This window comes from Sulfuricurvum sp., assembly GCF_028713855.1.
Lineage (GTDB): Bacteria > Campylobacterota > Campylobacteria > Campylobacterales > Sulfurimonadaceae > Sulfuricurvum.
In genome coordinates this window covers 157,998-182,778 of record NZ_JAQTNN010000004.1, presented here as the reverse complement: position 1 = coordinate 182,778, position 24,781 = coordinate 157,998, and the positions used below count along the sequence as shown (strand labels likewise).

The 24,781-nt window shown below is 42.6% G+C and carries 26 protein-coding genes; 15 read left to right on the top strand and 11 right to left on the bottom strand.

The window, feature by feature from the left end:
* Window positions 1–262: 262 nt before the first annotated feature.
* Complete coding sequence (locus PHI47_RS05735; RefSeq protein WP_299934824.1) at window positions 263–880, top strand: LexA family transcriptional regulator; 618 nt, start codon at window positions 263–265, stop codon at window positions 878–880.
* Window positions 881–910: 30 nt separating this feature from the next.
* Window positions 911–1,273 carry a hypothetical protein gene (locus PHI47_RS05730; protein WP_299934822.1) on the top strand — a complete coding sequence of 121 codons (363 nt, stop codon included), beginning with the start codon at window positions 911–913 and terminating at the stop codon, window positions 1,271–1,273.
* Window positions 1,274–1,660: 387 nt separating this feature from the next.
* Here PHI47_RS05730 and PHI47_RS05725 read toward each other — a convergent pair whose 3' ends face one another.
* Both PHI47_RS05725 and PHI47_RS05720 read right to left on the bottom strand, forming a co-directional pair.
* On the bottom strand, window positions 1,661–1,831 hold the full coding sequence (locus tag PHI47_RS05725) for a hypothetical protein (protein ID WP_299934820.1): 171 nt from the start codon (window positions 1,829–1,831) through the stop codon (window positions 1,661–1,663).
* Window positions 1,832–1,839: 8 nt separating this feature from the next.
* Complete coding sequence (locus PHI47_RS05720; protein ID WP_299934818.1) at window positions 1,840–2,367, bottom strand: EF-hand domain-containing protein; 528 nt, start codon at window positions 2,365–2,367, stop codon at window positions 1,840–1,842.
* Between the two features lie 238 nt (window positions 2,368–2,605).
* Here PHI47_RS05720 and PHI47_RS05715 point away from each other — a divergent pair, with 238 nt between their 5' ends.
* Entirely contained in the window at window positions 2,606–2,938 is a 333-nt protein-coding gene (locus PHI47_RS05715) for a PLDc N-terminal domain-containing protein (protein WP_299934815.1), read from the top strand.
* A 3-nt stretch (window positions 2,939–2,941) separates the two neighbouring features.
* Window positions 2,942–3,808: a hypothetical protein gene (locus PHI47_RS05710; RefSeq protein WP_299934813.1), complete on the top strand. Its 867-nt coding sequence runs from the start codon at window positions 2,942–2,944 to the stop codon at window positions 3,806–3,808.
* Between the two features lie 286 nt (window positions 3,809–4,094).
* Here PHI47_RS05710 and PHI47_RS05705 read toward each other — a convergent pair whose 3' ends face one another.
* Window positions 4,095–5,336: a DEAD/DEAH box helicase gene (locus tag PHI47_RS05705; RefSeq protein WP_299934810.1), complete on the bottom strand. Its 1,242-nt coding sequence runs from the start codon at window positions 5,334–5,336 to the stop codon at window positions 4,095–4,097.
* A 136-nt stretch (window positions 5,337–5,472) separates the two neighbouring features.
* Here PHI47_RS05705 and thrC point away from each other — a divergent pair, with 136 nt between their 5' ends.
* Window positions 5,473–6,942: a threonine synthase gene (gene thrC / locus PHI47_RS05700; protein WP_299934807.1), complete on the top strand. Its 1,470-nt coding sequence runs from the start codon at window positions 5,473–5,475 to the stop codon at window positions 6,940–6,942.
* An 11-nt stretch (window positions 6,943–6,953) separates the two neighbouring features.
* On the opposite strand, the gene ppk2 is transcribed toward thrC, so the two are convergent.
* Together ppk2 and PHI47_RS05690 are read right to left on the bottom strand one after the other, a co-directional pair.
* A complete protein-coding gene (ppk2, locus tag PHI47_RS05695; RefSeq protein WP_299934805.1) occupies window positions 6,954–7,889 on the bottom strand; it encodes a polyphosphate kinase 2 in 936 nt (311 codons plus the stop codon).
* A 22-nt stretch (window positions 7,890–7,911) separates the two neighbouring features.
* On the bottom strand, window positions 7,912–9,828 hold the full coding sequence (locus PHI47_RS05690) for a thioredoxin domain-containing protein (RefSeq protein ID WP_299934803.1): 1,917 nt from the start codon (window positions 9,826–9,828) through the stop codon (window positions 7,912–7,914).
* 147 nt (window positions 9,829–9,975) lie between these two features.
* On the opposite strand from PHI47_RS05690, the gene dsbD reads away from it, so the two are divergent.
* Genes dsbD through PHI47_RS05675 form a run of 3 tightly spaced genes read left to right on the top strand, consistent with a single transcriptional unit; the run spans window position 9,976 to window position 12,638 of the window.
* Complete coding sequence (gene dsbD, locus PHI47_RS05685; RefSeq protein ID WP_299934800.1) at window positions 9,976–11,814, top strand: protein-disulfide reductase DsbD; 1,839 nt, start codon at window positions 9,976–9,978, stop codon at window positions 11,812–11,814.
* A 2-nt stretch (window positions 11,815–11,816) separates the two neighbouring features.
* Entirely contained in the window at window positions 11,817–12,200 is a 384-nt protein-coding gene (locus tag PHI47_RS05680) for a thioredoxin family protein (RefSeq protein ID WP_299934797.1), read from the top strand.
* Between the two features lie 54 nt (window positions 12,201–12,254).
* Window positions 12,255–12,638, top strand: a complete 384-nt coding sequence (locus tag PHI47_RS05675; RefSeq protein WP_299934794.1) for a hemerythrin family protein — start codon at window positions 12,255–12,257, stop codon at window positions 12,636–12,638.
* A gap of 4 nt (window positions 12,639–12,642) precedes the next feature.
* Here the strand turns inward: PHI47_RS05675 and PHI47_RS05670 are convergent, their stop codons facing one another.
* From PHI47_RS05670 to PHI47_RS05660, 3 genes are read right to left on the bottom strand one after another with little or no spacing between them, the layout of a single operon-like run.
* Window positions 12,643–13,170, bottom strand: coding sequence for a hypothetical protein (locus PHI47_RS05670; protein WP_299934791.1), 528 nt, complete (start codon window positions 13,168–13,170; stop codon window positions 12,643–12,645).
* A complete protein-coding gene (gene lpxB / locus PHI47_RS05665; protein ID WP_299934789.1) occupies window positions 13,163–14,212 on the bottom strand; it encodes a lipid-A-disaccharide synthase in 1,050 nt (349 codons plus the stop codon). Before lpxB ends, PHI47_RS05670 begins: the two co-directional genes overlap by 8 nt.
* On the bottom strand, window positions 14,209–14,571 hold the full coding sequence (locus PHI47_RS05660; RefSeq protein WP_299934787.1) for a cytochrome c: 363 nt from the start codon (window positions 14,569–14,571) through the stop codon (window positions 14,209–14,211). The genes lpxB and PHI47_RS05660 overlap by 4 nt, the downstream gene beginning before the upstream one ends.
* 63 nt (window positions 14,572–14,634) lie before the next feature.
* Between PHI47_RS05660 and PHI47_RS05655 the strand changes: the two genes are divergently transcribed.
* A complete protein-coding gene (locus tag PHI47_RS05655; RefSeq protein ID WP_299934785.1) occupies window positions 14,635–15,852 on the top strand; it encodes an amidohydrolase family protein in 1,218 nt (405 codons plus the stop codon).
* Window positions 15,853–15,990: 138 nt separating this feature from the next.
* Here PHI47_RS05655 and PHI47_RS05650 read toward each other — a convergent pair whose 3' ends face one another.
* Window positions 15,991–16,290 carry a chorismate mutase gene (locus tag PHI47_RS05650; protein WP_299934783.1) on the bottom strand — a complete coding sequence of 100 codons (300 nt, stop codon included), beginning with the start codon at window positions 16,288–16,290 and terminating at the stop codon, window positions 15,991–15,993.
* A gap of 318 nt (window positions 16,291–16,608) precedes the next feature.
* On the opposite strand from PHI47_RS05650, the gene PHI47_RS05645 reads away from it, so the two are divergent.
* From PHI47_RS05645 to PHI47_RS05625, 5 genes are all read left to right on the top strand, one after another.
* Window positions 16,609–17,967, top strand: coding sequence for an FAD/NAD(P)-binding oxidoreductase (locus tag PHI47_RS05645; protein ID WP_299934781.1), 1,359 nt, complete (start codon window positions 16,609–16,611; stop codon window positions 17,965–17,967).
* Window positions 17,968–18,078: 111 nt separating this feature from the next.
* Window positions 18,079–18,549 (top strand): thiosulfate oxidation carrier protein SoxY, encoded by a 471-nt coding sequence (locus PHI47_RS05640; protein ID WP_299934779.1) that lies wholly within the window; start codon window positions 18,079–18,081, stop codon window positions 18,547–18,549.
* Window positions 18,550–18,562: 13 nt separating this feature from the next.
* On the top strand, window positions 18,563–18,895 hold the full coding sequence (soxZ, locus tag PHI47_RS05635) for a thiosulfate oxidation carrier complex protein SoxZ (RefSeq protein WP_299934776.1): 333 nt from the start codon (window positions 18,563–18,565) through the stop codon (window positions 18,893–18,895).
* 18 nt (window positions 18,896–18,913) lie between these two features.
* Complete coding sequence (locus PHI47_RS05630) at window positions 18,914–19,642, top strand: sulfur oxidation protein (RefSeq protein WP_299934772.1); 729 nt, start codon at window positions 18,914–18,916, stop codon at window positions 19,640–19,642.
* A gap of 11 nt (window positions 19,643–19,653) precedes the next feature.
* Window positions 19,654–20,091 carry a hypothetical protein gene (locus PHI47_RS05625; protein ID WP_299934770.1) on the top strand — a complete coding sequence of 146 codons (438 nt, stop codon included), beginning with the start codon at window positions 19,654–19,656 and terminating at the stop codon, window positions 20,089–20,091.
* 22 nt (window positions 20,092–20,113) lie between these two features.
* On the opposite strand, the gene PHI47_RS05620 is transcribed toward PHI47_RS05625, so the two are convergent.
* Window positions 20,114–20,665, bottom strand: a complete 552-nt coding sequence (locus PHI47_RS05620; protein WP_299934767.1) for a YceI family protein — start codon at window positions 20,663–20,665, stop codon at window positions 20,114–20,116.
* Window positions 20,666–20,748: 83 nt separating this feature from the next.
* On the bottom strand, window positions 20,749–22,308 hold the full coding sequence (locus tag PHI47_RS05615) for a B12-binding domain-containing radical SAM protein (RefSeq protein WP_299934764.1): 1,560 nt from the start codon (window positions 22,306–22,308) through the stop codon (window positions 20,749–20,751).
* A gap of 70 nt (window positions 22,309–22,378) precedes the next feature.
* Here PHI47_RS05615 and ppsA point away from each other — a divergent pair, with 70 nt between their 5' ends.
* Entirely contained in the window at window positions 22,379–24,775 is a 2,397-nt protein-coding gene (ppsA, locus tag PHI47_RS05610) for a phosphoenolpyruvate synthase (protein ID WP_299934761.1), read from the top strand.
* Window positions 24,776–24,781: the final 6 nt, after the last annotated feature.

Sequence of the window (24,781 nt, the reverse complement as noted above, 5' to 3'; positions counted from 1 at the left end):
TGAGCATTGAGAAGCCCGCATAATGTCGTGGTTACGCGGCGGAAAATCAAAACCTTTGGGATATAATTGACCCAAAAGAGAACACAACCATAAAAACAAAACAATGTTTTTTTGGTATAGTGGCATTGTACAAGAAATATTCTTGTGTGTCAAGATATTTTCTTGCAAAAGTGATAGGGTGGGACATGTTATGCTTAAAAATAGATTGAAAGAAGTTAGAAAACACCTAAAAATAGGCTCTCAGAAGGAGTTCGCCTCTACTATGAAATGGACTATTGGACGAGTTCAAGACCTGGAAAGTGGCAAAGTTAAAGAGTTAAAGGCTTCAGAAGCAGAAGAAATACAAGAAAAATTCTTGATAAATGGTTGGTGGCTGCTAACAGGTAAAGGAAAAATGCTTGAGGATGGTGAAGCCAACCTCCCGATCGCCGTCCAAGCTCCACCGGAAGACGACGAAAACGCTGTCGCCCTGAACTACTACCCCGATATCGTAGCTGCGGCAGGGTACGGCGGGATCAACGAATACGAGTTCCGCAAGCAGACTATGAAATTCGATCGTAGGTTTCTGGAGCAATTCCTCAATATCCGACGTTTTGACTGCCTCGACATTATCACCGTTTTCGGCAACTCAATGGAACCGTTCATCAGCAATGGAGAGACCGTTATCGTAGAGCGCATCGATGATGCCCGCAACGGCGAGACCGTTATTGCTAATATCAACGGAGACATATATATAAAGAGAATCAAAAAAGACCCACTCAATCGATGGGTAAAATTCCTCAGCGATAACAATGAGTACGACGAGATCGAACTCAAAGGAAAAGATCTAGAACACGTTACGATCATCGGGATCGTCCGGGCTAAAATCAGACCATTCTGATTTAAATTCAATTTGTAGATAGGATTAAACATGACAAAAATAACCTACACCGTGATTGCATTGTTGTTTATAAGTGGATGTAGTAGCTCCCCACATGAGAAAGTAGAGAATGAGCTTACAGATTTTTATATACAAAATGGAATTTATGAAGACCCATATTGCAGAGCAAGAGATATAAATAACTCTGCATATGTATTATGCACTCCTCGCAGTGCTGATGAATCATATATCGGAGGAATGTATCAAGTTGAATATTCAAAAGATGGTGCTTACAAAATATATAGTATCAATGGGAAAGCTGCCACACATATTGAAGGAAACACTATAGCTACAGAACGACATGGAAATGAAATAAATATAGACATATCCGAATCAATAAAATTATTTAATTGATTTTGATATTGAAATGTTATTTTGTCCCTTTCTTTGACATGTATAATGTCCCTAAGTTAATGTCCCTAACTGTCCCTTTATTATGTCCCTTAGTCACACTTCTACCACACTGTTGACCACACGTTATTATATGGGAATCGACGCGGGGCTTTCGTAAAAATTTTCATGGGTGTATTCGTGCGATAAAAGCCGATAATAACGATCTTTTACGCTCGATGATATGCGTGGCGTTTCGTCTGTTTTTTCGTAAAATCAATGGGTATTTGCGTAAAACGACGCGATAGTGAAGATTTGGTGAGTGGTTTTGATAATGAAACATGAGTGATTCGCGCTTAAAACTCCCTATTTTAGGGATTCGCGCTCTTTTGGATTCACTCTCATTTCATCCTACCCCTCACAATAAATCTCAGAGTCGTTTCGGAAAAAACTATACCGGTGTTCTAAGTGTTTAGCATTTTCGAAAACGACTTTCGCTGCATTATTGGCTATCGATGCATCAACTGCATCGATATGTAGCTCACACGGTGCGCTAAAAGCTTCAAATTGGTAGTGATACACTGTTGTTTTTAAGCCGTGGCAAGCGTTGTTGAACCGGTTTTAGTATCGCCGCCGGTATAGGCTGAAAGTATCCGCTGCATCAAAATAGATTGCAATTTGGAAGAACTGGACGTTTCACTTGCTGATGCGGATTCTGTTGTAGATGCTGTGGTTTGCCCTGTAGCTGACTGCGCATCTGTTTTATGCATACCGTGATGATGAGTGTTCTGTGATCGTGCTTGTTTCAGGGCATTTAAAAGCTCATCAGCACTAATGGATCCGTCACTATTCTTATCGATAGCATTAAATGCAGTGTCAACGTTGTACGTATTACCTGTTTTTTGAGCAAGTGCTTGAGCAGCTTGAGAAAACTCAGCTTTATCGATTGTACCGCTTTTATCACTGTCCAATGTCGCAATAAGGGTATTTCCTGCCTGCTGCATCACTGTACTGTAATCTGTCGGAGCCATACCGCTAGCACTGCTTTGACTTTGGACGCTATTGTTGGAATAAGACTGTGCAGGGGTCGCCCAAACAGATCCTCCATTAATCGTCATGGAATCTCCTTTAAAAATGAAAACATATGGGAAATTAAAAAAATCTTACAAGCTCCATCTTTTGACATTTAAAGTTTCGAATATGCTTTTTATGACAAGCAAAAATCGTACCGATTAAGCCGGTTTAATTTATTGTTTTTTCATCATTTTTATAAAATCAATAGTAGAAGAATTTAATTCATACTATTTTCACCCATTCCTGAGTATACTTTTGCATATGAAGTGAAAGGATTGTAAGATGGAAATGTTAATCGGATTAGAATTGTTTTTAATTTTCATTGTTATCGGTTTTTTCATTATTTGGGTATGGGCGCTTATTGATATTATTACCTCCAAATTTCAAGAAGATCTAATGCAGGTTATTTGGCTCCTTGTCGTTTTCTTTTTACCTTTTATCGGTGTTTTACTCTACTTGATGATTGGTCGATCAATGAAGTTAATACCAAAAATCAATGGAGACGATCCGACCAATAAATACGATTTATTGGCAAAAATCAAAGTATTGTTGGATGAAGGGGTCATCTCTGAAGCTGAATTTGAAGCTGAAAAACAAAAAATATTGAATGGCTGATGGATGGGTATCCGGTTTTTGATTGCATATCAACTTTGTATTGGAATGGTCACTGTTTATGCTTCTGACATAAATGCTTCTAATTCTGCAAGTTTAATTTCAATATATAAAATCAATACCCCACCTGATCCGACACGAATAAGTGAGAGTGGTGCAGGCCTTTATTATAATGCGCAAAATATCAAACTCAAGGTTGAAAAATCTGCTGATTATATAAAAACCGGAGCGCTTTTAAAGATAAATCCTTTACACGATTCATTGTATGTGAAATTCGGTGTCAATTATCTCAATCAGAATTTCTATAATTATGAATCCTCTAAAAAAAATGTCAGTCAGTACTCTGCTGCATTAGGGATTGGTTATGCCCTTTATCCTAATGTCGATTTGGAACTTGGTAGTAATATGACAGAGGTGATATTGGATAACGGCAATATGGAAAACGAAATTGCTAATCAAACCATAAAAGAAACATATTATCAAATTGCCAAACGTACTGAGATACCAATCGGTACGATAGATGTTACGTTAAAAGGGAACCAACTTTATCAAAGACTTTCGAGTAAAGAAGAAAATTACGGAAGTAGTTTCAACTATTATCCTGACAAAAATATGAGGTTGGGCTATTTTTACATGAACAGTCAAAACAGTATTTACAGCGGATATAGCCTGAACTATGGTTACTTTACAACCGAATACGCCAATAATATTTCAGATAACACGTTTGCAGTGACGGTAGGTTTGAAAGCAAAATTTACCGATATTATGAATTTTTCGAGCTATGTCAAACCTCTCAATGTAAAGCCTAAATCAGTTCGATTACATAAATTTGATGATATGGTTTTGAGTGATAATATGAATATGCGTATTTAAGCCGCCTATTCAACCACTCAATAAGGGATAAAAGGGTTTTTAGAACATGAAGCATGCAATAAAGTAAAAGCGGGATGACCCTCGTTTGAATTCATTTAAGAAAGAAAGTATAGTTAAATCCTGTTGGACAGGTAAAACTTACAATAGTGTAGACAGTCTAAAAATGTGGTTGTAAGCAACGCTCCTCCAACCAGATATTTCATAAGTATTTGTTTCAATTGTATTCTCGATTTTTTTTATTAAGAAATATTAATCAATAATTATGAATGTTTGGTGAACAGGAATTTTAATTCCCCTTATTCTGAGATGCTTGCTCTCGTAGTTTGTCTTTTTTGCTTTTTCCTTTTCCTTTAACAGGTTCAGGTCCTCGTACTTTTGGCGGCGGCGTCCCTTTTAATTCAAAACCGGCTATTTGTTCTCTATTCAATTTTATTTTGCTACGTTTTTCGATTAGGACAAAATGATCCTGATCTTCATGGGAAATGAATGATACTGCGATCCCTGACTTGCCTGCTCTGGCCGTACGTCCTATCCGGTGGATGTAATCGGCAGGAGAGCGGGGGAGATCGAAGTTGACAACGCAGGTAATATCATCAATGTCGAGTCCGCGTGCGGCAATATCGGTAGCAAAAAGGATACGGATTTTTTTCGCTTTAAACTGCTCTAATGTGTAGGTGCGATCCTCTTGAAGGAGGTCCCCGTGAAAGGAGTCGGCTGAAAAACCGTACTTTTTGAATTTCATCGCGATATTATCGGCGGCTCGCTTGTTAGCCATAAAGACAAGCACCTGCTCCCATTTCTCGCTATTTAGCAGATGACGGAGCAGGGGACCGCGATTTTCATGGTTGACCTCGATAACCCGCTGGTGGATACTCACCACCGTTGGCTCTTCGAATTCCATTGTAACGTGCAGAGGATTTGTTGTGATTTTGGAAGCAATGAGTTCCATTTTAGGAGGGTACGTTGCCGAAAATAGAAGATTTTGACGCTTAAGAGGGATTTCTTGGAGTATAAGCTCAAGCTCTTCAGCAAAGCCAAGATCGAGCATCTTATCCGCTTCATCGAGTACAAAGAACTCCAGATACGAAAGATTCATCTGCTTTTTTTTCAGTACATCGAGAAATCTTCCCGATGTTGCAACAAGAATATCGCACCCTTGCTGGATTGCGTAGAGTTGGTCTCCGATACCTTCGCCGCCGATAACAGTGACTACCTTCGGTTGTTTCGGTAAAAATGCTCCCATGGTCTCAAACGTTTGTGCGACCTGTTGCGTCAACTCCCGTGTAGGTGTGAGGATAAGCGCTTTGATTTTCGATTTACCCTCACCTTTGCTTTTTGACCACTGCTCCAAAATCGGTAATACAAAACTTGCACTTTTGCCGCTTCCCGTTTGAGCCCTTGCCAGTATGTCATGATTCGCGAGGACCAACGGAATGACTTTTTCTTGGACGGGAGTCGGCTTGGTATAACCGCTTTCATGAAGTGCACGCATAATGTGAACAGAGAGTCCTAGTGTAGAAAATGGCATTTTTGGAGTCCTCGTAATATTTGAACGTATTTTAGAGTGTTTGGGCTTTAGAGGAGGTTTTAGTTAACTTTTCTTCCTCTAAGCCTTTCCTGATAGCGGCTTTGTTATAATCATAAAAATTTTACAAAGTGGTACGATGAAATTTATAGAAACACGCGGAAATGACGGAATCCATCCACAGCAGGTCACCTTTTCAGAGGCGATTTTAAGTCCCATCGCATCGTTTGGCGGATTGTATGTTCCGTTTGAACTTCCGAATCTTGGTGAAGCATTTCTTATCAAACATCTGAACTCTTCGTACAAAGTATTGGCGAAAGATCTTCTCACGACTTTGGCAATTGATATTGATGAATCAGTAATTGACGAAGCTTTGTCGCTTTATGATAAATTTGACGATCCGATGAATCCGGTTCCGGTTGTAAAAGTACGTGATGATTTGTATGTAAGCGAGCTTTATCACGGACCTACCAGAGCATTTAAAGATATGGCGCTTCAACCTTTTGGTGTCATTCTTTCTTCGATCGCTCAAAAACGGGGAAAAGAATATCTGATTTTAGCGGCAACGAGCGGTGATACGGGTCCTGCGGCATTGGAGACGTTTAAAAACAGAGCGAATGTCCGCGTAGCATGTCTTTATCCTGACGGAGGAACATCGGATGTTCAGCGTCTTCAGATGGTCACGGAAGATGCGGTGAATCTCAAAGTAATCGGAATCAAAGGGGATTTTGATGATGCTCAAAGTGCCTTAAAACGTTTACTTGCTTCTCAAACTTTCAAAGATGCCCTTAAAACTAAAAATATTTCCCTTTCTGCGGCGAATTCAGTCAATTTCGGCCGGATTATTTTCCAAATCATTTATCACATTCACAGCTATCTTGAATTGGCAAGACAAAAGGTCATTGCGATAGGTGACAAAGTCTATCTTAATGTCCCAAGCGGAAATTTCGGTAATGCTTTGGGTGGATACTATGCTTATAAAATGGGCCTTCCGGTTGAGAAGATCATTATCGCTTCGAATGAAAACAACGTTCTCACACGTCTTATCAATACAGGGCGTTACGATCTGCGCGGCGAACACGTCATCGCAACGACATCTCCGGCAATGGATATTTTGATTTCCAGTAATGTTGAGCGTGTTTTGTTTGATTTATTCGGTTCTGAACGGACGAAAGAACTTATGGGCGCGTTGGAAGCGGAGCGTTTTTATGCACTTAGCGATGATGAAACGATGAAGCTTCAAATGTTGTTCGCTGCGGATTACTGCAACGGTGCGGAAGGAAAAGGATACATCAAAGAAGCATTCGATCACGGATATCTGATGGATCCCCATACAGCCACATGTTTTAAAGCGTATGATTGCTGTGCGACCAAACCGATCAAAACGATCATTTACTCAACGGCAGAATGGACGAAATTTTCTCCGACAATTGCCAATGCGCTAACGGGTGAAAAAGATGTTAATGATATTGATGCGCTTGAGTCAATTTCAAAAACGGCTTCTACCCCTATCCCGGCGATGATTAAAGGGCTATTTGAGAAACCTGTCGTTCAAGACACGGTCATCGATAAAGAGAATATCGAATCTGAAATTCTTAAATTCCTTTAACCCTTGGAGGGTTAGCCTTTTTTCTTCGATTCATTCAATAAGTGTGTTTCTAAAATCTTAATCTCTTCATCCCCCCATACCAAGACTTTTTTCGATGTTGTTAGATCCGGCGGGTTTTTGGATGGGTATTGGACACTCGATAAAATATGTTTGATACAGTTGAGACGGGCTTTTTTCTTGTTATCAGAGCGGATAATGATCCAAGGGGCGGTTCCGGTATGAGACGCACGCAGCATTGAGTGTTTGGCTATGGTATATTGATCCCACATCTCTTGAGATTTAGCATCTACGGGTGATAGTTTGAATTGTTTAAGAGGATCCGTTTTACGTTCTTTGAATCGGCGTGCCTGTTCTGTTTTTGAGACAGAAAAGTAAAATTTGAAGAGGATGATTCCAGAGTTAACGAGCATATGCTCCAACTCGGCAACATGGTTCAAAAACTCTTGATGTTCTTCCTCGGTGCAAAATCCCATAACCGGTTCAACACCGCCTCGGTTGTACCAGCTGCGGTCAAAGAAAACGATTTCTCCTGCGCTGGGAAGGTGTTTGATATAACGTTGAAAATACCATTGGGTTTTTTCGACATCAGAGGGTTTTTCGAGAGCTACGATGCGGGCACCGCGCGGATTGAGGTGTTCGGTGATTCGTTTGATCGTCCCCCCTTTACCGGCGGCATCACGCCCTTCAAAAATCATTAGTATTTTAAGCCCTTGGTCTTTGACATGATTCTGGAGTTTAAGAAGCTCGATTTGAAGTTTTTTGAGTTCCCCTTCGTATTCCAAAACCGATTGTTTAATCCAAACAGGGAGACGTTCCTCTTTTGAACTTGTTTTACGTTTTTCATTTGTCGGAAGTGCTTGATCTTTACGACGCTCTTCGTGTACGATATCTTCCATTTTTTCGGCTTCGGCGATTTCCGCCGTTGCCATAGAGTGTTTACTGCCCATTACTTACTCCTTTAGTGCTTCATTATAACGTTGTCGCAATTAACTCGTCAAGTTTTGTAACATCTTTTGTCACTGCAAAGCAGGATTGTTCGCCACAAACACTTAGCTCTTCCAATGATTCATCATTTTTAAGGAGAACGAACGGATAAATAAACGGTTTGTGAATGTGAGAGAGATTCTTTGTTGAGCTTTTAATCAGACGCTGTTCTTTGAGATAACGGATCGTTTGGTTGGTAAGGCTCGGATAATAGATGGGGGTTTTCATTAGCTTGATCGAGACATACTCGAGGCTTTTGTAGGCAAAATGACGGTATTTTTGATCGTTTAATATCCCCATGCTGAGTAAAACATTGACCATTACGGCCATTGCACTTGGGTAGGTTCCATCATCAAATTCGGCTATCGTGGTAAATGCTCCACGGCTGAAATACCATTTCCCCTCCTCATAATAGAGTTCCAACGCTTTGTGCGCAAACCGTTGTGCCTGAATAAGATAAGATTCATCCAAAGTGGATTGATAAGCTTCAATAAGTGCATCGCACAAGTAGGCATAATCTTCCAAGAAAGCATCGATTTTAGGTGTTTTATGGATCAGAGTGGAGTGCTTTAATTTCCCATCGACAATCATGGACGCTGAGAGTTTTTCCAAACACAAAATTGCTTGTGAATGGTATGCGGGATAAGCACGTCCTAAAACGAACAGAGCCTTGATCATCATTGCATTCCATGCGGTAATAACTTTACGGTCTATAAACGGATAGGTACGTGATTGCCGTAAATGACTCAGCTCTGCACGGAAAGATTCAAACCATTCGGGGCGTTCATGGGAAGAGAGACGTATAATGCAATGACCCTCAAAATTCCCATCCTCGGAAGCGTTGAGCATTTTAGCCGCTTCACGGGGGTTATCAACAGCGCATTTTTCGAGTGCCGCTAGAATCTCATCATAGGAATACACAAAATATTTCCCTTCTTCCCCTTCACTGTCGGCATCACTGGCACTGTAAAACAGATCATCTTCCATCATTAAACGGGTCATAAAATCGGCACTTTCACGTGCAATACGGAGATGATGCTCATCGTTATAGAGCATACCCGATTCAGCGTACAATATACACAGAAGAGCATTGTCGTAGGTCATTTTTTCAAAGTGCGGCACGAGCCATGCCTCGTCGGTACTGTAACGGCAAAACCCTCCGTCGATGAGGTCAAACATTCCCCCCAACGCCATCGAGTCGAGGGTATGTTTCAGCATCGTTTTGATCTCATCGTTCGGATCTAGACGGTGAATATTCATGAGAGTTTGTAAGGTCGATACATGAGGGAATTTGGGGGATTTAGAGAATCCGCCGTTTTCAGGATCGTAGTTGTGCTGTGCTTGGAGTATGAACTGGGTGATGATTGTATCCTTCAGTGCCGTTGCCTGAACAGGCTCATTTTTGGGACGCAGGTAAGTCGTAATCTCATCGGCATTTTGGAACAGCTTTTCATCGTTGAGTGCCACCTTTTCGGCGATAATCGCGGTTAGTTCGCTGAACCCCATCATTCGTTCACGGTTGTAGGGGGGAATATAGGTTGCGGCATAAAAAGGTTTGTTTTCAGGGGTGCAAAAAATCGATAAAGGCCATCCGCCGCTTCGACGGTTGAGGAGGGAATGTAGCTCTTGGTAATGTTTATCAATGTCGGGACGTTCTTCACGGTCAACTTTGATGCAGATAAAATGCTGATTGACAAATTCGGCGATTTCATTATTTTCAAATACCTCATGTTCCATCACATGGCACCAGTGACAGCTGCTGTAGCCGATGGAAATAAAGATTGCCTTATGTTCCTTTTTAGCCCGATTAAAGGCTTCATCGGACCATGGATACCAATCCAGTGGATTATTTTTGTGTTGTTGGAGATAAGGAGAATCCTCAAGGGCTAGGCGGTTTGACATAATTTATTCCTTTTACGTTCAAAACAATGTCTGTAGTGTAGCATTTGAGGCTATGTCTAAACTGAAAAATATTAACAATGTTGCTCTGTGAGTTTGGACACAGTTACTTGTGATAAAATAGAGATGAAATTTTCATAAGGTTTATGCATGCGTTGGCTATTGTTTTTACTTATTTCATTAAATGTTTTTGGAGTTGGTTTTTTACAGCCTGAAGAGGCTTTTAAAGCTTCAGCCAAAATGGTTGACTCCAAAACAATCGGTGTCGAGTTGACAATGGGGGATCAAATTCACATTTACGCCGATAAGTTAAAAGTGGAGGACACTGATAACAATGACGGGATCGATTTTAGAACGATCACGATGGCTAAACCGACTCAACTGGATGGAGAAATTGTCTATGAATCTTCACCTGCTATCCGTATTGCTTTGGTAAAAACCAAAGAGCTCAGCGGTGAAAAAAAGGTAAACGTCAAACTCTCTTATCAAGGGTGTTCATCGGCAGGATTGTGTTATGAACCGATCGAGAAAACGTTGGAAGTCACGCTTAATGCTGATGTGATTCCGTTGAAACAATCAGTAGAATCTTCCTCAATCCTAAAAACGCCTGTCGCAGAGACCAAAATGGTTGAACCTGCACCGATGCCTCAGCTAAATACTGAAGTAAAAAAAGAACCAATAATTCAGCCGAAAGGGTCTGAAACCGATCAAATTGCCGGAGTTATCAAAGGGGGAAGTCTTTGGTTTATCATCCTTAGTTTTTTTGGATTCGGGCTTCTTTTGGCACTGACACCGTGCGTTTTTCCAATGATACCGATTATTTCATCGGTCATTATGGCTCAGGGGGCAGGATTAGGGACGAAGAAAGCATTTTGGCTCTCGGTTGTGTATGTTCTCTCTATGGCGGTTGCTTACACGATCGCCGGTATTTTGGCAGGATTGTTCGGTGCAAATTTACAGGCGGCCTTTCAAACACCATGGATTATTACGTTGTTCTCTCTGATTTTTGTTGTTTTGGCGATGTCGATGTTCGATCTATTCGAACTTCAAATTCCCAATGTGATTCAGTCTAAAATTACTCAGATTAGCGGATCGCGCAACGGTGTTATCGGTATTGCGATTATGGGATTTTTATCAGCGTTGATCGTCGGACCGTGTGTCGCCGCACCATTGGCTGGAGCTTTAATCTATATCGGTCAAACGGGAGATGCACTTCTGGGTGGGGTGGCTCTATTTTCACTTAGTATCGGTATGGGAGTCCCTTTGATCGCAATCGGAACGAGTGCTGGTAAATTCATGCCTCGCCCCGGCGTATGGATGGATAACATCAAATCGATTTTCGGAGTGATGTTGATTGGTATTTCAATTTGGATGATCAGCCGTATCCTCGATGAGAATATATCAATGATGCTGTGGGGAGCCTTGGCGGTATTCGTAGCGGTCAATATCGGAGCTTTGGAACCGATTCGCGGACGATGTATCCGGTGTGCACGTGCTAATAAAAAAGCGCTCGGAATTGTCATTTTCCTTTATGGTATGTCGCTGTTGCTAGGTGGTATGGCAGGGGCAAAAAATCCTCTCCATCCATTAAATCCGTTTCTCCCCACACAAGCACCGGCTGCTGTAAGTGCGCCGCAGCATAAAACATTTGAAAAAATCACTTCGATCGAAGAGTTGGATGCCATCTTGACTAAGAACAAAGGAAAAAAAATAATGGTCGATTTTTACGCCGATTGGTGTACGGCATGCAAAGAACTCGAAGAGAAAACGTTTAGCGATGAGAGTGTAAAAACGGCAATGGACAGTTACGTGCTTGTACAAGTGAACCTGACTGCCAACGATGAAGCGGCACATGCGATCAGCAGCAAATTCGGTATCTTCGGTCCTCCTGCGATCTTGTTTTTCGATGAAAACGGGGTACATCAGAAAGATGCCGATATCGTCGGGTTCAAAGAACCGCAAGAATTTATCAAACACTTAGGAAAATAAGCATGGGAAAAATAATCTTAGCACTTTCATTATTAGCAAGCTGCGCTTTGGCAGAACTTAAATGGGCACCGTCGTATGATGCCGCATTGGCACAGGCGAAAAAAGAGAAAAAAAATGTGATGGTAATGCTCTCCAAAGAGAATTGTCCGGCATGTGAATATATGACCGACGTAGTTTTCGAAGAGAAAATGGTGATGTCCGAAGTAGCAAAATCGTACGTTCCGGTGCATATCGATATTCACAATGATTTTATTCCGGAAGGATTGGGGTATATCGGAACCCCAACATTTCATTTTCTTGATGCAAGCGGCAAAAAAATCGGTCGTTATGACGGCGCTGCGAATGTCCCGTCGTTTATGGGCATCTTGGGAAAATACAAAAAGTAGACTCTCCCCTAGAGTAGAACGATAATTGAATACCTTTTATAAAAAAGGCTCTCTATGTCACCTTTGCCGGATGCTCTGAAAGTCGGTGTAGATTCTATCGATAAAAGACACGAAGAGTTCTATACTCTGTATGATATCCTTAAAAATAGTGCCGATAGCGAGTTTCTAGAGGCTTTTGATGCCGTTATTCTCCATACACAGGGGCATTTCGCCGAAGAAGAAGCGGATATGGAAGGGATCGTTTATCCGAACAAAGCCGAACATAAACAAGAACATCAAAAAGCGCTCGAAGAGATGAATTATTTTAGAGAGAAAGTATCAAGCGGAAAGCTGATGTTTGCCAAAGCGTATGTGAAGGATCGTTTGGGGGATTGGTTTCGTAATCACTTGCTCAACATGGACAGCGATTTGGCTCGGGTAATTGCCCTAAGCCGCTGAAATTTTACTTGTTTTCGACCAGTTTATCCAAAATATAGAGCTGCATGTTTTTATGCGGTATCTCTTTTTCTAATGCTTCCGAATAAATCCTTGCAACTTCTTTGGCATGAAGGTCATAATCAAAATGGGGAAAATGGTTCTCCCATGCACTTCTGATAATCTTCAAGGCGACGGTGTCGATCAAATACTCTTTATAGAGGGCATACGTTGCAAAAAACATCCCGGTAAATACAATTGCCATAATAATCAATAAATGGCAGTCTATTTTGGCTAAAAACGGATGAAATGCAACCGAAATTGGCAAAATGATCAGATGCCAAAGTCCAATAAAGACCAGAAAACTTCTCCCGGTACTGAGACGAAATCCCGGTATTTTCCCTTCTAATTTCAATCCCTCTTGATACATTTTATTGGTTTTGAGCAAATCCCGAAAGAGCATCGGTCCATCACTCAACGTAAAGACGTAGGGGATGATTTTCTCATCGCTAAAGGTGCTTATCTTGGTTTTGATCCATGAAAAAATTCTAAACATTATGTTCCTTAATAATCTGGCTGACACGAGCGGCACTGCCATGTTCTAATAGGCCGCGCAGATGTCCGGCATCGTTAAAAAAAGCCTCTTTGTCCATTTTACAATAGGCATTATACAGATTTTGAGCATTGACTTCGTTTTGGATAAATTCCGGATGAATAGAACGATTGTATTCGTGCGAAAATAAGATGTTTCCAAGGCCGACATAATCAAGCTTTACAAGTGCCTTGGCAATGCTGTAATCGAGTTTTTTGGCGATGTATGTGAGGATAAATGGGGTTCCGATAAGGGCAGCTTCAAGTGTCGCCGTACCACTGCAGATAAAAGCAAAATCTGACTCTGCCAAACTTTGATGTGCTTCATGGGTGATTTCAAAGGTTGAAATATCACCGTAAAGTTCTGCAATTTGTTCAGAGCTAAAATGAGATGGAATTACAAGCAGTGCTTGTGTATCTAACAGCAAGCGCAGCTCTCGAAAAACCGGCATAAGCCGTTTGATTTCTCCCGGTCGGCTTCCGGGCATAAAAGTGATCTTGCCGGTAGGAATAAGGCTCTCTTTTCGGATCGTAATCTCATCGAGAAGCGGATGTCCGACGTACTCGATAGGAGCGGATGGAGAATAATATAACGGTTCGAACGGGAGAATGGAACACAGTCGTGTAATTGTCTTTTCGAGGACGGGGATCCGTTTTTTCTTCCATGCCCATGCTTGAGGAAGGATATAGTAGATGATCTCTTTTTTTGGGTAGCGTTTGCGTATCGCTTTGGCCAGCGGAAGATTAAATCCTGACGAGTCAATCAGTAATACTTTGTCCGCTTCGGCGGCTAATTCAACCATTTGATCTTTGAGCCGGAAGAAGAAAGGGAGTTTTGTGAGGGCATCGACAAATCCCATCACGGAAGTGGCACGCAGATCAACGATACTCTCTCCCAACGATGAGTCAAAAATGCCGGAGAGAGCTACTTCGTCTCCCAACTCTTTTGAGAGATATTTTAAATGGACATTAGCAGAGTGTTCGAGTGCACTGACGAGGAGTTTCATGAGCTGCCATCCCCGGTATTGGAATCATCAGGAGTATACTTTTCTTTAGTGTTTTCGTGATAGTCGCTTAAAAAAGTGGTCAGGGCATCGATTTGCGTGTCGGTAAGTGCCATCGCAAAGGGGATCATCATGGGTGCCAGCTGAGTATTGCCTTGTTTGGATCGAAGCTGTTTGAGTCTGTAGACCAAAAAGGCTTTACGGCGATAAGCGAGTGCAGGATAGATGTTGGTTCCGCCGGCGGATACACCGTGACAGCCATTACATCCTTTTGCAAAATAGAGTTTTTTACCTTGATCATAAGCCGATGGAGCAGCCATAAGTGCCATCATCGGTAAGAACAAGAAGATGATTTTGCGCACTCTAATCCTTTTTCAAACATTCTTAGACTAAAATGGCGTAATTATACCGAACGGGAGCTAATTATGGTCATTTCTGACGTCATTATCTGTGATGCACGAGGGCAACGCAAAGGGGATGTGAGAATCGAAGAGGGGGTAATTACTCAAATCGGAGAGAATCTTAGCGGCGACGAAATTATAAAAGGTGAGGGATGTTATTTGATCCCCGGTCTTGTGGATACCGATGTGCGGCTTAAAGATGCGCAGCTAAGCCGTACAAACCTCGAAAAGCTTTCAACACGCGCACTTAGCGGTGGGGTAACAACGGCTGTATTATCGAGTGATTCTCACCCTCGAATCGACAACGAAATTACCTTGGAGTTTGTCCAACAACATCGTTGCTTGCCACATGGCGCAACGATTGAGAGTACGGTAAGTGCATTGAACGAGACAGACGCTTTGAGCAATATTGCTATTATGCTTAAAAAAGGCTCTCTAGCCGTACATACGGCGACACTTGCCGATTACAATCTAATCACTCGAATCGCACAATATTTAAAAATGGCGGATAAGGCTCTTTTTTATAAAGCGGAAGAAAAAAGTTTGACTGAAAGCGGTGTCATGTCTGATGGAGCGATCGCTTCACAGCTCGGATTACCGGGGATATCTCCACTATCTGAAGTGGTTCATGTTGCGTCGATGATCGAAATTGCACGCTATTTCGGGATAAAAATCGTATTTAAAAGTATTACGGAGCCTCGATCGATTGAGTTGATCTCTGAAGCACGTGCATTGGGGGTGAGTGTAGAGTGTGAAGTGGCCATTCACCATCTCTTTAAAAACGATTCGGCATGTTTGGGCTTTGATACAGATGCTAAAATTAATCCGCCGTTGGTGAATGAATCGAAACGCTTGGAGCTTATTGATGCATTGAGACGAGGCGATATACATTCTCTTACATCACTGCATCAGCCAAACTCCGATATTCATAAAGATATTACGTTTTATGATGCGCATGTGGGAACTACATCAATCGCCGAATATTTACCGTTGCTTTATACCTATTTGATTCTAACGAATGTGATTGAGATGCCAAAACTGGTGGATGTTGCTTCCAGCGCTCCAGCACGACAGATCGGGATAAGGGCAGGGGAGATTAATGTAGGTTCATCGGTGGATATGATTCTGTTTGATCCATCCCAAACGACGCAGGTTACACACCATCACAGCCTCTATAAAAATGAAACACTGCAAGGCAAAGTAATTATGTCATTCTGCCGAGGCGAAGTGACACACTTTTAAGGAAGAAAATGGGAGAAGCTATTCTCCCCTCTCTCCAAAAAAACTGACTACAATATAAAGTACTGCGAAAACAAAGGGTACAAAATACAATAACATATAGGGGTTTTCAAAATCTAAAATGTTCATATTGAATTTCCTTTATAGTGATTTTGCATTCCGGAACTCAGAGATTTCAGATTCTACCATCGCGTCAATCATTATAGAATAGAGTTTAGTGAGAAGATTCGGAGAGACGCCGAATTCCATTGCTTTGTAACGAACTCGATCCATGACCGCTTCCATTCTCTCATTGGCTTTTATATCTTCTATGGAATGTTTGAAATTTGCGGCTTGTTTGACGTAAGAATTTCGAGCAGCGATCAGTTCGACAATTTGATCGTCCAAGTCATCAATATATTGACGCACCTCTTCCAAACTCTGGCAATCGTTAATTTCCATACTCACATCCTCCTTGCTCAAATAATTTCCTTTATCATAGCATTTTGTACTTTAAGGAGTTATCGATTTTTATATCACATTTATATCACTCATAATTGCAAATTGATACTACAATTATTTAAATTTTATTTGTTATTAATGTGATAATTGACTGTTTTTTCGCTATTTTCAGGCTATTTTAGTGATAAGTATGTGAGATTTAACTCGTGTTGATAATTCCTATAAGATAAGTATTAATAATATTTAAAAATCATTAAGGTTACCGTAGATACACTGCCGGCTGATACAAAAATCTTATACTTAACGAAGGAGTTAACGATGGCGCTATCAAGAAGAGATGCGATGAAATTTACCGGATTGGCGGCGGTTACGGCTGCAGCATCAAGCGGTTATGCAGCAGGGAATGAGGGGGGAGCTAAAGCGGCAACGCAAAGTATTTTACTTTCACCTGCTCCGATCCCTGCAGCAAAAGGACCGCGTGTAGTTATCGTGGGTGCAGGACCGTCAGGTTTGACAATTGCTAAATATGTCAAAAAGGCTAATCCGAAAGTTGATGTTGTTTTGATGGACAAACGTTCCGTCTTTATGTCGGGCTTTATCAGCAACTTGGTAGCGACAGGTGTTTTACCACTTGATTTTATCACGCACGATTTTCTAGAAGGTGCACGCAACGGTAACTATACCTTTTTACAGGCAACTGCACACGAAATCGATCGTACGTCTAAAACCGTCTATACCAATGAAGGGATCGTAAAATACGATGTATTGGTATTGGCTCCGGGGATTGATTATGATTACTCTAAATGGACTAAGGGTGATGTTGAACTCGAAACAGCGCTTAGAACAAAATTCCCGGGTGCATTCATCGCAGGTAGTGAAACGTTGACCCTCAAATCTAAAATCGAAAACATGGAAGGCGGTGTGTTTGTTCAAACCGTTCCCGGCGGAAACTACCGTTGTTTGCCTGGGCCGTATGAGCGCAGCTGCTTGATCGCTGATTATATGAAACGTAATAAAATCAAAGGTAAAGTGGTCATCTTGGATGAAAATCCGAATATCACGATTAAAGCCGACGGTTTCCACTCAGCGTTTGAAAAATTGTATAAAGATTATATTACGTATATGCCAAGTACGACGATTACAAGTATCGATCCAAACAAACAAAAAATTGTTACGGAACTTGGTGAAGAAATCGATTTCACCGATGCTGCACTTTACAGCCGTGTTCGCGGTAACAAATTGCTCGAAATTGCCGGTGTTGCGAAAGACAGCGTATTTAACAAAGGTGAAGCGAACATCGATCCGTTTACGTATCAAGTTATCGGTGATAAAAACGTATTCTGTACGGGTGACGTTCGTCCGATGGGATTCTCTAAATCAGCGAATACGGCGAATACCGAAGGTAAAATCGTTGCTAAAAACATCGTTAAATATCTTGCAGGTGAAGAACTCAGCCAAAAAACATGGAGCTCTCCGCTTACTGTATGTTATTCTGCAGTTGCAGGTGATCCAATGCGCGCTATTTCGGTTCATGCTGAATACGCATACGATGAAACCAAAAAATCATTCGGATTTGCTAATGCAGGAACGATGGAAAAATGGGACGGAGCTGACGGTCTTGCCGGCGGTAAAGGTCTTGTCGAATGGGGTAAAGGTCTTTACAGAGACTTCTTCTAAATCATACTTCTTGCACGGTGATACCGTGCAAGGCAAATTCAAGCAATTATGGATTGTTTAGATTTGTCTTGCTGTTATAATACAAGATGATTTTTTGAAAGAGAGGAAGATATGCAAAGACGTAGTTTCATAAAAGGGACGTTTGCCCTTGCAACGATCGGTTTGCTCAATCCGATTCTTTTCCGCCATGGATTAAGTGCGGCAGAAGAAGCGGTTGAGATGCCGTATACTGAGTTATTAAATGAGTATTTATCAGGGAAAAAAGCGGAAGACGGAAGCTCTATCATGACGCTTAATATCCCTGAAGCACCTGAAAACGGTGCGGTTGTACCGATTGAAGTGACGATTAACCATCCGATGAATGCCGATAACTACATTAGCAATATCACAGTGTTGACGACGAAGAATAAAGCAAACAAAGCAATCTCTTTTGATTTGACTCCTGCGAGCGGAATCGCATACTTGTATGTCAACGTGAAAATGGGGCAAACTCAGGATGTCGTTATTTTGGCAAAGACCAATAAAGGACAAATTTTTAAAGCATCACAAAACGTCCGAGTCGCTCTCGGCGGATGCGGTTGATAAGGAGATTGGAATGGAATTACGCGGAACAGTAAAAATTTTAGATCAAAATTACAAAGTCGGTGATGTTATAAAAGCCAAGATCATTGTCATTCATAAAATGGATACGGGATTTACCAAGGATAAAGAATCGGGTAAAACGTTTCCTCGCTTTTACATGAAAGAGATTACGGCCACTTTTAATGGTGCGGTTGTTGCCCATTTTGAATTGGATGTGGCTACGAGCCAAAATCCGGTTATCCAATTTCCGTTTAAAGTGACAGGCCCGGGTACATTGGTGGTGGATTTCGTTAATTCGGATGATGACAAAGCACAAAAATCGGTAGCTATCGCCCCTGCGGGTTGAGAGAGGGGATAATTGAGAATGGAACGCAGAAGTTTTTTGAAAGTTATGGCGGCTGGGGCTACGATTGTAGCGGTAAACCCTTCATTGATTCGCGGTACATTATACGCGGATGACGGACGCCTCTATAGTGCGTATGAAAAAGCGCAGATTGTGGATGGGGCAGGTAATCCGATCAAAGCTTCTTCCCTTGAAAAAGAGGTAACCTATATTTTTAACTATCCTTATGCTTCGACACCGAGTATGCTTATCAATCTTCCTGAACCGACACAGCAGGAAGTGGCGTTAAAATCGGAAGCGGGCGAAGAGTATGTTTGGAAAAGCGGTGTTGGAAAAGAGCGGACAATTGTGGCGTACAGCGCAATCTGTGCTCATCAGTTGACACACCCGACCCCTAATGACAGTTTTATTAAATACGTCCCTAAAGCAACACCAACGATGGCATACAGCAAAAGCGGCATTATCGTTTGCTCATCCCATCTCTCGGCGTACGACGCGTCCGCCGGTGCGAAAGTACTAGGCGGAGCGGCAAGTCAGCCTCTTGCGGCGGTTGTTTTGGAAGTGGCTGCAGATGATACGATTTGGGCGGTAGGTGTTTTGGGATCGGATAAATTTCAGGATTATTTTAAAGCATTCAAACCTGAATTTAAAGAGTTTTTTGGAGGACCTGCGCAAGCGAAACAGCTTGTTTCCCTTTCGGCTAAAACGGTTAAACTGACCGAATATTCCAAAGAAATCATTCAATACTAAAAGGCACATACATGAAAAAAGCAGTAACAGCATTGGTACTTTCTTCCCTTCTTGCAGGATCATCACTTTGTGCCGCTGATAAGGCTTCCAGCGAAGCCACTGAGAGAGTTCATCGAACAATGTTGATGAAAGATATGCGCAGTATGCTCGATGCTATGGAACAGATTCAGCGTGGCGGATTGTACAGTTCGTCAGAAGATATGAAATTAGGGGTTAAGAAACTTCAAGGGACACTAAAAACGCTTGAGAGTGATGAGATAAAATTCATCCTTCCGAAAGATCAAGTGTACGCTTATAAATTTGCCCAAAAAACAGCGAGTATGCTCAGACTCTATTCGGATGATATGGTAACATCCATTGAAGCCGGGCGTATGGATGATGCTTTGGAAGATTATACACAGCTTCTAAAGCAATGTACGTCGTGTCATATTCGTATCCGAAACTGGTAGGTATTTCTCCAAAGAGAAATACTTAGTAGCAATTATTGGCTACAGGAATTTCAAATCCTATTTCTACATCCTGCCACGTTTTTCCGGCATGGAGTGTGAAGCAGGTAGTGTTGATGGATTGCAGTGCTTTTAACATGCTAAAGTCACTGAGGTCGATCACCCCTTTCCCCACAATTTTCCCCTCTTGAATCGCATAACTCATCGGTATGGGTTTTGTAATCCCATTCATGCTGATTTCTACTTGTGCTTTGGATTCTTTGGCAGAGAGGATTTTAGCCGTGATCGTATCGATATTTTGGACTTTGAAGAATGAAGCAACGAGGGTAGCATCGCGGCCTTGATTTCCGGAGTTGACACTGGATGTTTCGATACTCATATGAGCACCGGTCAAGAATTCTTCGGCTGTTTTTGCTGATTTCGGGGAGAAAACTGCATGATCAAATGTTCCTCCAACCCCAATTTTTTCATAGGTTTTAAATGCTTTCCACGTTACTTTCGCATTTTCTGAATAATAGGTGCATTCGGCAAATGCACTGGATGCGAGTAATAGCCCGGCTAAAATAAATGCTCTCATGTATATCCTTTAATCTTTGGTATTTCTAGTTATAGCCCAAAAACTTTTCCAAACGATTAAGGAGAGGAGATTAGCTCGACTCTTTAAGCCGTAGGTTGCGCCCGCTTGGCTTGGCGTTTTGGGGTGACGCTATTATCTGCACTTTTTGGGCTGGCTTGCGTTTTTTGTCTGAGAAAAAACGGAATGGTTTTCTCCGGTCGTGTCGATAAATCTTCCATAAGCGCTTTTTGTACCTGCTCTTCATCATGAGTAAGGATCAAATATTCATATAGCAAGGTAATCTGACGCTCCAGTGCGATTTTCCACGTCGAAAGTGTTTGGGTATAGATCCATTCGCTAAAGGCGTAAAATCCGTCAAATACTTTATCCTCACTCCAAAGTAACTGTACGCTTGTATTAAAGCTGCCGCTATTGTAAAAAATATCCCAAAAACGGGCAAACCGCTTCATCTTTTGAATCTGAACAAAACTCAGCAGGTTGTTTTGGAGGATATCATACGGCGGTGTATCGCTGTAAATCATTCCGTGTTCTCGGTCGTGACGAGAGAGGGTTGTACCGGAGAGATTTTTGAGTATGCCGATCTGAATTTCGCTGTGGGTGAGAGAGACTAGTGTATCAAGATTGCGTCCGAATCCTTCGATACTCTCTCCTGGAAGACCAACGATGAGGTCGAGATGCATGTGGGCGGAAGTTTCGTTTTCCAAAAATCGCAAGTTGTCATAAATCTTTTCGAGTTTTAAAGGACGGTTAATCCCTTTGGCAATGATCGGATCGAGGGTTTGAATCCCGATTTCGAGTTGCAATGATCCTGCGGGAAAACGGGCGATTTTTTCTTTGAGTACTTCGGGAAAATGGTCAGGGATCACTTCAAAATGGGCAAAATAGGGCGGCTCTTTGGAAAGAAAAAAATCTAAAATTCGGTTGGCAAATGTCATATTCAGATTAAAGGTGCGGTCGATGAATTTGAAGCTTCGTGCCCCTCTTTGCCATAAGACTTCAAACTCTTCGAGAAGTTGATCGAGGGGGAAGTTACGGACCTTTTCATCGATGGAGGAGAGGCAGAACTCACATTCAAACGGACAACCGCGCGATGCTTCGACGTAGATATATCGGTGTGCTACGTCTTCGTCATCGTATGCCGAGTAGGGGAGATGAATCGATTTTAGATCAGGGAGTGGGGCTTTAATGAAATGGGGAACTTCCGTTCGTGGTGAGCTTGTCGAACCATGAACCCCTTCGACAAGCTCAGGGCGAACGGGAGAAAGCAATTCCTTGCACAACTCATAAAAAGCCACTTCCCCCTCACCGCTGATAATGTAGTCCGCTTTGCTCAAATCGACACGATGAGGGAGATGTCCCGCTTCAGGTCCGCCGAGGACGATAATGGTCTGGGGAGAGACTTTTTTGAGGGTTTGGATTAGTTCAGCACATTGTGAAGCATTCCAAATATAGACACCGATACCGATGATGCGGGGAGAGTGGATAAGGAGTCCCTCCGCGATGCTCTGAATCTGCTCGTTCATCGTAAATTCGACGATTTTTGCATCGGATTGTAACTCGTGAAGGTTGGCATAGAGATAGCGCAGACCTAACGCGGTATGGGCGTAACGGGCATTGAGAGTGGTAAGCACTATGGATGTCATAAGTATTCCGATACGATATTGAAAATTGTATGGTATTCTATCCAAATGTGTTGTTTCTAAAGGAGTATTTATGGACTATATTCGCAGATTAGATTCATTGAGATTAGAAGATATTGCTTTAGTCGGAGGGAAAAATGCCTCTTTGGGTGAGATGATCAGCTCCCTCAAATCACTGGGGGTAAACGTTCCCGAAGGGTTTGCCGTGACCGCCGATGGATACCGTCTTTTTATTAAACACAACGATTTCGAACCGAAAATACGTCATTTTTTTGAGGGGGTTGATCTCACCGACATTGAAGCGCTGAACCAATGCGGAGACGCTATCCGTTCTTTGATGCTCAGCGGTGAGATGCCGGATGTTTTGAAAACGGAAATTGCTGAGAGTTATCGTGTGATGGAACACGAGTACGCGATGGTGAGTGTTGATGTTGCGGTACGTTCATCCGCCACGGCGGAAGATTTACCCGATGCGAGTTTTGCCGGTCAGCAGGAGAGTTATCTCAACGTTCAGGGCGAGGTGATGCTGATAGAACATGTCAAGCGGTGTTTTGCTTCCCTCTTTACCAACCGTGCGATCAGTTATCGCCACAGTCGAAATTATGATCATTTTGCCGTCGCTCTCTCGGTGGGGGTACAGAAAATGGTACGCAGCGACCTTGCCAGCAGTGGGGTCATGTTCACGATCGATACTGAAAACGGTTCTGAGAATCTGATCCTCATCAACTCGATATGGGGATTGGGTGAGAATATCGTCGGAGGCAAGGTCAATCCGGATGAATTTTATGTATTCAAACCGACCCTTAAACAGGGAAAAACAACCATTCTAAAACGTCAAATCGGTTCCAAAGCCCTCACGATGTGTTACGATGAACGTCACCACACGATCAATCTTGCTACTCCAAAAGAGCTGCAAGAGCATTTTTCGATCAACGATGATGAAGTAGCAACATTAGCGCGTTATGCGCTTCTGATCGAAGAACATTACACTGCCATCGCAGGGGAATATCGACCGATGGATATCGAGTGGGCAAAAGACGGCCAAAGCGGAGAACTGTTTATCGTGCAAGCCCGTCCTGAAACGGTACAAAGCCGCAAGATGGGTGATAACAGTTTTGAGCAATACCACATAAAAGAGGGTGCTGAAGCTAAAATACTTCTCAGCGGAAAAGCGATCGGTGAGAAAATCGGCTCGGGCAGAGTCAAAATTATCCACTCTCCCCATGAGGGGGATCGATTTGTTGAGGGAGATGTCCTCGTCGCCGATATTACCGATCCGGATTGGGAACCGATCATGAAAAAAGCTTCAGCGGTCATTACCAATCGCGGAGGGCGAACGTGTCATGCGGCAATCGTAGCGCGTGAGATCGGGGTTCCGGCGATCGTGGGAACGGTCAATGCGACTGAACTGCTTCACGATGGCGATGAAGTGACCGCAAGCTGTGCCGATGGCGAGAGCGGTCGGGTTTATGCGGGATTGTTGGAGTATGAGACGACGCGTATCGATTTGGGTAATCTCACGCAGACGAAAACAAAGCTTTATATGAATGTCGGTAATCCTGACATCGCATTTAAAGTGGCAAAACTTCCCAATGACGGAGTAGGGCTGGCTCGGATGGAGTTCATTATCACCCATTATGTAGCGGCTCACCCGATGGCATTGGTAGAGCTTTCGCAGGGTAAAGAGATTCGTGATATCAAGGACGTGCACCGAACGATGCGCGGGTACGATGATCCGAAGAAGTTTTTCATAGACAAGATAGCCGAGGGGGTAGGGATGATCGCGGCGGCATTTTATCCCAGACCGGTTGTTGTTCGTACGAGCGATTTTAAGTCCAATGAATACAAACATATGGTCGGCGGCGCAGCGTATGAGAACGATGAAGAGAACCCGATGATCGGCTTTCGCGGAGCCAGCCGCTACTATTCACCACAGTACAAAGAGGCATTTGTGTGGGAATGTGAAGCGCTTAAACGGATACGCGACGACATGGGGCTGGGTAATGTCAAAGTGATGCTCCCGTTTGTCCGAACTCCTGATGAGGGGCGCAAAGCCATAGCGGTCATGAACGAAGCGGGATTGGTACAGGGGGAGAACGCATTGGAAATATACGCGATGTGCGAAATCCCCTCCAACGTTATTCTCGCGGACCAGTTTCTGGAAATATTTGACGGCTACAGTATCGGTTCCAATGACCTCACTCAGCTTACCCTCGGAGTCGATCGTGACAGCGCATTGGTCGCGGCGGTATTTGATGAGCGTAACGATGCAGTGACACGGATGCTCTCCATGGCGATACGCGCGTGTAAAGAGCGGGGAAAATACATCGGTATCTGTGGTCAGGCTCCGTCGGATTATCCTGAAATCACCCGATTTTTGGTCGAAGAAGGGATCGATTCGATCTCGCTCAACCCCGATTCGTTGTTGAAAATGCGGCAGGTAGTGAGTGAGATAGAAAGTAAGAAGTAATCGTAT